The sequence below is a fragment of the Allorhizocola rhizosphaerae genome (genome assembly GCF_003426775.1).
In the GTDB taxonomy this organism is placed as follows: Bacteria; Actinomycetota; Actinomycetes; order Mycobacteriales; family Micromonosporaceae; genus Allorhizocola; species Allorhizocola rhizosphaerae.
Genome location: NZ_QJUG01000313.1, coordinates 1 through 7,811, shown reverse-complemented (window position 1 = coordinate 7,811; position 7,811 = coordinate 1). Strand labels below are relative to the sequence as shown.

The window sequence follows — 7,811 nt, the reverse complement described above, 5'->3', positions numbered from 1 at the left end:
CTCGCGCCGCCGCGCCTGCGACCCCTGCCCGGACAGCGCGCCCATCGACTCGAACGCGGTGTCGACGTCGCGCACCGTCAGCGTGGCCGCCTCGGCCGGTGGCGGCAGGTCGCGCAGGCCCGCATAGCCCAGGCCGATCTGGCGCTGCCGCAGCTCGCCGCTCAGATAGGCCGAGCCGGCCGCGACCTGCACGGCGTCACCGCCCGCGGCGAGCCCGCGCAACGCGCCCGCGAGCAACTCCACCTTGGCTTTGCGCCCGGAGGTGGACGTCACCGCGGCCGAACACGCCGCAATCTCTGCGAATAACACGCCCCCATCGTGACACCGAGGTCCGACAAAAACGTGCGCTATCAAGCCTCCGGCCACCCTCCGAAATGGCCAATACCCACCATTCCCAGAGGAGCGAATTTAAACTTTTTATCGAAAATGCCAGCAAATGGTGTAATTGCGGTGCACAGTGATGTCTGGAGCAACTTAAGGAACGTTGCTTCGCGGTCCAGCCGGAAAGGTGACCGGCCGGACGTACCGATTGGAGGAACGTGCGATGGCCGTAGCCAAGGCTTCTGCCAAACGAGCGGCAGCGAAGAAGGCACCCGCAAAGAAGGCGGCAGCTAAGCGGACGACCGCCGCCAAGAAGACCACCGCCGCGAAGAAGACGGTGGCCAAGAAGGCCAGTACCCGACCAACCGCGAAGCGGACCACCACGGCGAAGAAGACCTCGCCCGCGAAGCGGACCACGACCAGGAAGGCCACAGCCAAGAAGACCACCGCCAAGAAGGCCACGGCCAAGCGGACGACGGCGGGAGCCAAGAAGACCACCGCGGCCGCCAAGAAGACGACCGCCGCCAAGAAGGCCACCGCCAAACGGACGCTCACGTCGCGTACCGCAAAAAAGACGACGGGCGCCGCCAAGACGACCGCGGCGGCCAAGAAGACGACAGCGCGCAAGACCACGGCGAAGAAGGCGACGCCGGCCAAGAAGGCCGCCACGGCGCGCAACTCCACCACCGCGCGCAAGTCGACGGCCAAGCGGGCACCCGCGAAGAAGACGGCGACCAGGCGATCCACCGCCAAACGGGCGACGTCTTCGACTAGATGACATTTCAGGGGGTACCCAGAAGGCGGTCAGCTGATAGGAATGTGCAGTGGCACACCGTCTGGCACACCGCCGAATTCAGGCGACCTCGATAGATTTCGCCGACCTGCGCCGCGAGTTGGAGCTGCCGAGTCAGTTCCCGCCCGCGGCGCAGGCGCAAGCGGAGCAGGCGGCCGCACAGGTCCGCCTGCCCGAGCGCGATCGCACCGACCTCGCGTTCGTCACCATCGACCCCCCGACCTCACTCGACCTGGATCAGGCCGTGTGCCTGCTGCCACGCCCCACGGGCGGCGGCTATCGCGTGCACTACGCCATCGCGGATGTGCTCAGTTACGTGTCACCGGGCAGCCCGCTCGACGAGGAGACCTGGCTGCGTGGCCAGACCGTTTACCTGCCCGACGGCAACATCCCGCTGCATCCGCGTGTGCTCAGCGAGGGCGCGGTGAGCCTCCTGCCCGATTCCGACCGGGCGGCCGTCGTGTGGAGCATCGACCTCTCCCGCGACGGCGAAGTCGAGAGCGTCTCACTCGAACGGGCGCGGGTGCGCAGCCGCGCCAAACTCAATTACGCGGGCGTGCAATCCGACGCCGATAAGGGCACACTGCCGCCCTCGATTGAATTGCTTCCGCGCATTGGCCGGCTCCTTTCGGAGCGCGCATTGGCGCGCGGATCGGTGAGCCTGCCCATGCCCGCGCAGGAGGTGGAGCGCGACGGCGACGGCTGGCGCCTGGTGCTGCGCCCGCTCGTGCCCGCCGAGGAATGGAACGCGCAAATCTCGCTCCTGACCGGCTGCGCGGCGGCGCAAATCATGCTTGAGGGCAAAATCGGCCTGCTGCGCACGATGCCCGCACCGCCCGAGGCGGCCATTGAGAAGCTTCGCGTCGCCGCCGCCGGTCTGGGCGTGCCGTGGCCGGACGGCAAAACCGTCGGGCAGGTGCTGGCCTCCCTCGGGCCGGCCTCCCCGAAAACCGCCGCGTTTGTGGATGAGGCCGCCGAACTGCTGCGGGGAGCCGGTTATACCGCCTTTTCGCTGGAGGCGCCGGACGAGCCCGCACACGCCGCCGTGGCCGCGCCCTACGCCCATGTGACCGCGCCGCTGCGCCGCCTGGCCGACCGCTACGCGACCGAGGTGTGCCTGGCCCTTTTCGAGGGCCGTGAGGTCCCGCAGGCCGTGGCCGAGGCGCTGCCCAAGCTGCCGGGTGTCATGGCGAGCACCGACCGGGTCGCGGGCACGGCCGACCGCGCCGCCATCGACCTCGTCGAGGCGACCGTGCTTGAGCAGTTTGTGGGGCAGACGTTCCCGGCGGTCGTGCTCGACAGCGAGCCGGACCGGTCGCGCGCCACCATCGCGCTCGACGACCCGGCCGTGCGCGCCCGCTGCGATGGCCGGGTGGAGGCGGGCACGCGCATCACCGCCCGCTTGACCGTGGCCGACCCGGTCAAGCGGCAGGTCCGCTTCGCCGCGGCGTGATGTCCAATTTGGATAGTTGCTAAACCGGACGGTGGTATTCGACCGCACGGCCGCAGTAGGCCGGCGGCGGGGTGTTGATCGGGCTGCGGCACACCTGGATGACGACCCGGTCGAGACGCGCGATCGCGGCGTTGGAGCCCAGCGTGAACTCGACGGGCACGACCGCGTTGTTGGCGCGTGCCGCGTGCCGGTCGAGGACGGTGTTGCCGGCGTAGGCCACGAACGTCGCGATGGTGAAGTATCCGTCGTCCCGGCACAGGGTGGGATCGGTGCTTGGCGCCGGGCGGTCGGTGACCGTGCCGCGCACGCCGACCACGATGGTCGTGGCGTTCCAGCTGAGCACGCCGTCGGTGGAGCCGTAGCGGCAGCTGTCGCCGGAATCGGCGTGGAAGCGCACATCGGCGGCGTGCGCGGCGGAAGCGGGGACGAGGGCGCCCAGCACGGCAGCGGCCGACATCAGGTAGGCATGGATTCTCATGGATATCGGCCTAACATTCGCGGTCACCGAATTCAAGGATGGGGGGCCAAGCCTTTACATTGATTTGATGACAAAGCAGGTACGCGTGGGTGACCCGGCACCGGACTTCGAACTGCCATCGCACTCCGGGCAGACCGTGCGGCTCGGCGATTTTCGCGGCAAGTCGGCCGTCGTGCTGTTCTTCTACCCCAAGGACAACACGCGCGGGTGCACCGCCGAGGTGTGCGCGTTTCGCGACAGTTACGAGGTGTTCGCCGAGGCGGGCGCGGAGGTTGTCGGGGTGAGCTCCGACTCGGTCGGCTCGCACGAGCGCTTCGCCGGCCAGCACAACCTGCAGTTCCACCTGCTCAGTGACGCGGGCGGGCGGGTGCGCCGGGCCTACGGTGTGGCGTCGACCCTGGGCTTCATCCCGGGCCGGGTGACGTTTGTCATCGACCGGGAGGGCGTCGTGCGGCACGAGTTCAACTCGATGACCAACGTCGGCGGGCACATCGACGGCGCGCTAAAGGTGGTGCGTGAGCTGAGTTAGCCGGCTCAGCAGCTCGAGGTTGAGCTCGGCCGGCTCGGTGGACAGCCACTGGCGGATCGCCGGCGCGAGGTCGCTCGCGTGGCAGATGGTCAGGTCGTCGCGCAGGTCGCGGCGTATCACCTTGCCCGCGGTGTCCACGGCAAGAAACACCCGGCGGCGCGGCACGCCATCCACAATGGACAGTCCGCGCCGGGCCCGTTCGAGCTCGGCGCCGCCCTGTGGCCACAGGCTGCCGTCGCGGCGCACGGAATCGTTGGACGCGATGTAGTCGCCCTCGGGCCAGGAGGCCAGCCGCACCAACGCCACGGAGTTGCCACACGTCACCGCGTAGTGGCAGGTGCCGGACGCCAGGCGCAGGAAGCGGACCGCCGGCATCGACTCCAGCTCGGTGAACTCGCCGCGCACGCTGGGCTGCCCGAACCAGCGCCGCGTGCCCAGCCGTGCCCGCAGCGCGAACCAGCGCAGCCGCAGCGCCGACGTGCTGCGGCCCCACACGCCGAACAGCGCGCCGACCGCGAACGCGGCCAGAATCCAGCCGATCGACCCGAACGGCGACGAGTCGTATCCGCGCACCGAGATGGCAAGCCCGAACCCGATGCTCGCCACGAACGCGGTGACGCCCAGGCCCACCCGGCCGAATCCGATGAACACCCCGACGAGCAGCGTCAGCACCGCCCACAGCCAGGCCCATCCGGCCGGCGCGAGCGAGGTGGCCCACCATGTGGTGAAGCCGAGCCCGGCCAGAACGGCGGCGAGCAGTCCTGGTTGGACGGTCGGCGTGTAGACCACGCGCATCCGGCGTCGCGGCTCGGGCCGCTCCACCGGTTCGTTCTGGCCGGGAGTCGCCTCGCGCAGCGCCGCGGCGAAGGCGTCGGCCGTGGCATAGCGCTCATCCGGGTTCGGCGCCAACGCCTGAAGCAAAACATTCATCAATTTTGTCGGTACGCCGTCAAGGCGCGCCGGCTTCGACGACCTCCGCCACACGAGCTCGGCCGGGCTCGGATTGCGGTGCGGCTCATGGTGCGGGGGATAACCGGCAAGCATGGTGTAAAGCGTCGCGCCCAGCCCATAGATGTCGGTCTTGACGGTCGCCGGCTCGTCGTGAAACAGCTCGGGCGCCGCATAGGAGGCCGTCCACCGCCCGGTCGTCGCCGAGATCTCGTGCCGCAGCGCAACGATGCCGAAGTCGGCCAGCACCGGCGAGCCGTCCTCGGCCAGCAGGATGTTGTGCGGCTTGACATCGCGGTGCAGCACGCCGCGCCGGTGGGCGCGGCCCAGCGCCTCGGCCATGGTTTCACCCAAACTGATGACGGCCGCGGGGCTCATCGGCCCGCGCTCGGCGATCAGGCTCGCCAGCGACCCGCCCGGGCAGAGCCGCATGGCCAGATAGGCCTGGCCGTTGTCGAGCACGCCCACGTCGTAGAGGTCGATGATGTGCGGGTCGGGCGCGAGCCGCTCCATCGCGTCGACCTCACGCTGGAATCGTTGCCGGTCGCGCCTGGACCGTAACGTGGAGTGATAAATCTTGATGGCCGCCTCGTGGTGCGGCGGGGCGAGGCTGCGTCCAAGATGGACCGTGGCCTGCCCGCCGGAGTCGTCGAGCCGCCTCACCAGGGTGTATCCGGGCACCACAAAACCGCCCTGCACGGTTGCTCCCCCTGAGTTTCTCCGCCATATACAGCGACGCTGCCAGTGCAACACGATGGCACATCGAGCCCGGTAACGCGAGTCGGCCCGAGGTGTTATGTTCCGGACAGCTCAAAAGAGTCTGGGGTGGCGATGCGGACCTGTCCATCATGTGGATACGTCAATGAGCTCGGTGACGCGGCGGATGTCTCTTATTGTCTGTCTCCCGGTTGCGGAGCGTTGCTGCCCGCGCCCGAGCGGGAGCCGGCCCGCCCACAGGCCGAGCTGAAACCGTCCGTCGAGCCAAGGATTCCCGCGCGTGCGCTCACGCCGATCCTCGGCGTCGGTGTGGTCGCGCTCGCCGCGGTCACGATCCTGGTGGCGGCCAACAACTCGCCGCGGCCACCGGCGCAGACCCTGCCCAGCCTGTTCGAGCCCATGGTGCCGGCGCTGGTGACACCGTCGCCTGTGGACACCGGCTCGGCCTCGGCGGCCCCCGGCCAGCGGCCGACGCCCTCGCCGAGCGCGACCAAGTCGCCCCGCCCGAGGATCAGTCCCGTGCCTCCGCCGGCCGGGCAGCCGAACTCCGGCATGTGGCAAAGTTCGGATGATGTGATGATTCCCGATGGCGCGGGCGAGGCCAACTCGATGATCACCGTGTTCGGCAAGCCCGGCAACGCGCCGACCAACCTGCTGGTGTCGGTGCACATCAAGCACAAGGCGCGCGGCGATCTGGCGATCGACCTGATCGGGCCGACGGGCGCGAAATTCTCGCTTCCCGTGGGTGAGCCAGGCACCGACCTCAACAAGACATACACGGTCGACGCGTCGTCGCAGCCGTGCAACGGCACGTGGCGGCTGCGGGTGCGCGACGTCAACGCCGAGGGCAGCGTCGGATACGTCGACAAATGGACCATTGAGTTCTCATGACCGATGCGTCGACACGGCCGGCCGGGTGATCGCGGGCGGCGAGGATGGGCCTGCGGGCTTTTCGGCCGATCGGGTCCCGCAAAGCTGGCCAACACCGGCGGCCGGCCGCTGGGCATAGCGGTCGACCGGCGCGACGGCTCGCTCATCGTGTGCGACGCCCATCGCGGACTGCTGCGGGCCTGGCGAAGACCGGCACATCCGGCTCCAACGGCTGGTCGAGTGCTGCTTTCGCCTATCGTGGGGCGCATGTTCGAGGTACGACCCGTGGGCGTGGTCGAGTCCACTTTGCAGCGCCGGGAAGACGCGCCCAAGCAGGGCGACGAGGGCGCGCCCGAAGCGTGGATCGCGTTCGAGCCGGCGGCCGCCGGTGCGCTCGACGGGCTGCGCGTGGGCGACGAGGTGCTGTTGTTGACGTGGCTGGACCGCGCCGACCGGTCGGTGCTGCGGGTGCATCCGCGCGGTGACCTGAGCCGGCCGCTGGCGGGGGTGTTCACGACGCGCTCAGCCGATAGGCCCAATCCGGTGGGCCTTCACCAGGTGCGGATTCTCGCGGTGGACGGGACCCGGGTGCGGGTCGATCGGCTGGAGGCGCTGCATGGCACCCCGGTGATAGATGTCAAGCCGGTCCTCGGCGCCGTCGAGGAGCGCTGACCGGGCGATAGTACGAATCCACCGCAGGCTGCCCGGTGAAGTTCGGCCCGCACGTGTCGTCGGCGCCCACGTATTCGAGCCCGAGGTGCATTTCGAGCGGCCCCCGACGGGTCACGAGCCGGCGGTGGGAGTCGTAGCGCAGGCCTTTGAGCGCGGGCATGCGGCCGCCGTCGACGAGTTTGAGGTTCGACAGGTCGAGGTGTGCCGCGAAGAACCCGTCCGGCTTCAGCCATCGCAGGGCACGGGCCACCACGCCGAGCTTGTCGCCGACGTAGTGCAGGCCGTGCACGCACGTGATGAGATCGAAGGCGTGATCGGGCCGCCAGCCCACGATCGAGGCGGCGGTGAGCGTGAGCCCCGGCAGGCCCGCGCCCGTCGGGTCGAAGAAGTCCACCAGATCCACGCCGGTCAGCCGCAGGTGCGGATGAGCCCGTGCCGCCTGGATCAGCGCACGCCCCGAGCCGCAGCAAATGTCCAACCACGACTGCCCCTCGCCCGTGAGACAGGAAAGCGGATCGAACCCGAGATCCTTGCGGTAGCTGTTGACCCCGTCGAGGTTGCGGTCGCGGTTCATGGCGTTGTTGGCGACGACGGAGGATTGTTCCAGCGCCTCGTCATCGAGCAGTCGCGGGCTCGTCACCATCCGATGATGCCTGCGGCGTAACGGTTGGGGTAGGGGCGGGCGCGGGCGAACTCGTCGCCGTCGTGGGGCTCGGGGTCGGGCTCGTGCGCGCTGATGTGGGCGAGTTGACGACGCTCGGTGCCGGGCTGCGCGTCGGCCCCGTGGGACGCCGTGTCTGCTGTACTGGCGAAATTTCCACGCTGGGCGTCACGACCGGACCCGAAGGAATCATGGGCGTGTCCAACGGCGTCCCCGACAGGTTGGCCATGACAAGCGCGGCGATCGCCGCCAGCGCAACGGCTCCCGCGCCGACACCCGCCGCGACCCTGCCCCTGGACCGCTTGCCGGGCGGCGGCGGCAGCATGGCGACCGTCTGGGCCGCGGCGGTTTCCGGTGCGGCCGCGGCCG

At 69.4% G+C, this 7,811-nt stretch carries 9 protein-coding genes and 1 pseudogene; 5 read left to right on the top strand and 5 right to left on the bottom strand.

What is annotated here, in order from left to right; all coding sequences use genetic code 11:
* Both DM816_RS38330 and DM816_RS43245 read right to left on the bottom strand, forming a co-directional pair.
* Positions 1-309, bottom strand: a pseudogene (locus DM816_RS38330) (ATP-dependent DNA ligase); the annotation flags it as partial.
* 165 nt (positions 310-474) lie between these two features.
* Positions 475-1,068: a hypothetical protein gene (locus DM816_RS43245; protein ID WP_162908267.1), complete on the bottom strand. Its 594-nt coding sequence runs from the start codon at positions 1,066-1,068 to the stop codon at positions 475-477.
* A gap of 89 nt (positions 1,069-1,157) precedes the next feature.
* Between DM816_RS43245 and DM816_RS38320 the strand changes: the two genes are divergently transcribed.
* Entirely contained in the window at positions 1,158-2,567 is a 1,410-nt protein-coding gene (locus DM816_RS38320) for an RNB domain-containing ribonuclease (RefSeq protein WP_117215396.1), read from the top strand.
* A gap of 19 nt (positions 2,568-2,586) precedes the next feature.
* On the opposite strand, the gene DM816_RS38315 is transcribed toward DM816_RS38320, so the two are convergent.
* Positions 2,587-3,045 carry a hypothetical protein gene (locus DM816_RS38315; RefSeq protein WP_117215393.1) on the bottom strand — a complete coding sequence of 153 codons (459 nt, stop codon included), beginning with the start codon at positions 3,043-3,045 and terminating at the stop codon, positions 2,587-2,589.
* 67 nt (positions 3,046-3,112) lie between these two features.
* Between DM816_RS38315 and DM816_RS38310 the strand changes: the two genes are divergently transcribed.
* Positions 3,113-3,574 carry a peroxiredoxin gene (locus DM816_RS38310; RefSeq protein WP_117215395.1) on the top strand — a complete coding sequence of 154 codons (462 nt, stop codon included), beginning with the start codon at positions 3,113-3,115 and terminating at the stop codon, positions 3,572-3,574.
* Here the strand turns inward: DM816_RS38310 and DM816_RS38305 are convergent.
* Positions 3,548-5,221: a protein kinase domain-containing protein gene (locus DM816_RS38305; RefSeq protein ID WP_162908266.1), complete on the bottom strand. Its 1,674-nt coding sequence runs from the start codon at positions 5,219-5,221 to the stop codon at positions 3,548-3,550. The genes DM816_RS38310 and DM816_RS38305 overlap by 27 nt on opposite strands.
* A 132-nt stretch (positions 5,222-5,353) precedes the next feature.
* Between DM816_RS38305 and DM816_RS38300 the strand changes: the two genes are divergently transcribed.
* Together DM816_RS38300 and tsaA are read left to right on the top strand one after the other, a co-directional pair.
* Complete coding sequence (locus tag DM816_RS38300; RefSeq protein ID WP_246002602.1) at positions 5,354-6,130, top strand: proprotein convertase P-domain-containing protein; 777 nt, start codon at positions 5,354-5,356, stop codon at positions 6,128-6,130.
* 246 nt (positions 6,131-6,376) lie between these two features.
* Complete coding sequence (gene tsaA / locus DM816_RS38295; protein ID WP_117215390.1) at positions 6,377-6,781, top strand: tRNA (N6-threonylcarbamoyladenosine(37)-N6)-methyltransferase TrmO; 405 nt, start codon at positions 6,377-6,379, stop codon at positions 6,779-6,781.
* On the opposite strand, the gene DM816_RS38290 is transcribed toward tsaA, so the two are convergent.
* The gene (locus tag DM816_RS38290) at positions 6,747-7,421 is read right to left on the bottom strand and encodes a class I SAM-dependent methyltransferase (RefSeq protein ID WP_246002600.1); all 675 of its coding nucleotides are present in this window, start codon (positions 7,419-7,421) and stop codon (positions 6,747-6,749) included. The two genes, tsaA and DM816_RS38290, sit on opposite strands and share 35 nt — an antisense overlap.
* A 65-nt stretch (positions 7,422-7,486) precedes the next feature.
* Here DM816_RS38290 and DM816_RS38285 point away from each other — a divergent pair.
* The coding region (locus DM816_RS38285) for a hypothetical protein (protein WP_162908265.1) at positions 7,487-7,811 on the top strand (325 nt) is incomplete at its 3' end.

Bases quoted from the DNA above. Each gene is read 5' to 3' on its own strand.
- DM816_RS38315 (WP_117215393.1), bottom strand. From the start codon at position 3,045: ATGAGAATCCATGCCTACCTGATGTCGGCCGCTGCCGTGCTGGGCGCC.
- DM816_RS38310 (WP_117215395.1), top strand. From the start codon at position 3,113: ATGACAAAGCAGGTACGCGTGGGTGACCCGGCACCGGACTTCGAACTG.
- DM816_RS38300 (WP_246002602.1), top strand. From the start codon at position 5,354: ATGCGGACCTGTCCATCATGTGGATACGTCAATGAGCTCGGTGACGCG.
- tsaA (WP_117215390.1), top strand. From the start codon at position 6,377: ATGTTCGAGGTACGACCCGTGGGCGTGGTCGAGTCCACTTTGCAGCGC.